The organism is Streptomyces sp. H39-S7, from assembly GCF_027158205.1.
In the GTDB taxonomy this organism is placed as follows: domain Bacteria; phylum Actinomycetota; class Actinomycetes; order Streptomycetales; family Streptomycetaceae; genus Actinacidiphila.
Map to the genome: position 1 here is coordinate 1 of NZ_JAPVLU010000145.1, position 596 is coordinate 596.

Consider the following 596-nt stretch of genomic DNA (forward strand, 5'->3'; position numbering starts at 1 on the left):
CGATGGCGTACGCGACCTGGACCTCGCAGCGGCGGGCCAGCCCGGCCGCGACGACGTTCTTCGCGACCCAGCGCATCGCGTAGGCGGCGGAACGGTCGACCTTGGACGGGTCCTTGCCGGAGAACGCACCTCCGCCGTGCCGGGCCATCCCGCCGTACGTGTCGACGATGATCTTCCGGCCGGTCAGTCCCGCGTCACCCATCGGACCGCCCACCTCGAAGCGCCCGGTCGGGTTGACGAGCAGCCGGTACCCGTCCGTGTCGAGTTCGATGCCGGCCTCGGCGAGGGCCGCCAGCTCGGGCTCGACGACCAGCTCGCGGATGTCGGGGGCGAGCAGGGAGTCCAGGTCGATGTCGGAGGCGTGCTGGGAGGAGACCACCAGGGTGTCCAGCCGCTTCGCCTGGTCGCCGTCGTACTCGACGGTGACCTGGGTCTTGCCGTCCGGGCGCAGGTAGGCGACGGAGCCGTCCTTGCGGACCTGCGTCAGGCGGTGGGCGAGGCGGTGGGCCAGCGCGATGGGCAGCGGCATCAGTTCGGGCGTGTCGTCGCACGCGTAACCGAACATCAGGCCCTGGTCGCCCGCGCCCTGACGGTCG

Annotated in this window: 1 protein-coding gene; it reads right to left on the bottom strand. The window is 71.8% G+C overall.

From position 1 onward, the window contains the following. Positions 1-596, bottom strand: a 596-nt coding sequence (locus tag O3X23_RS43895; protein ID WP_269281020.1) for a methionine adenosyltransferase domain-containing protein, incomplete at both ends; no start/stop codon positions are given.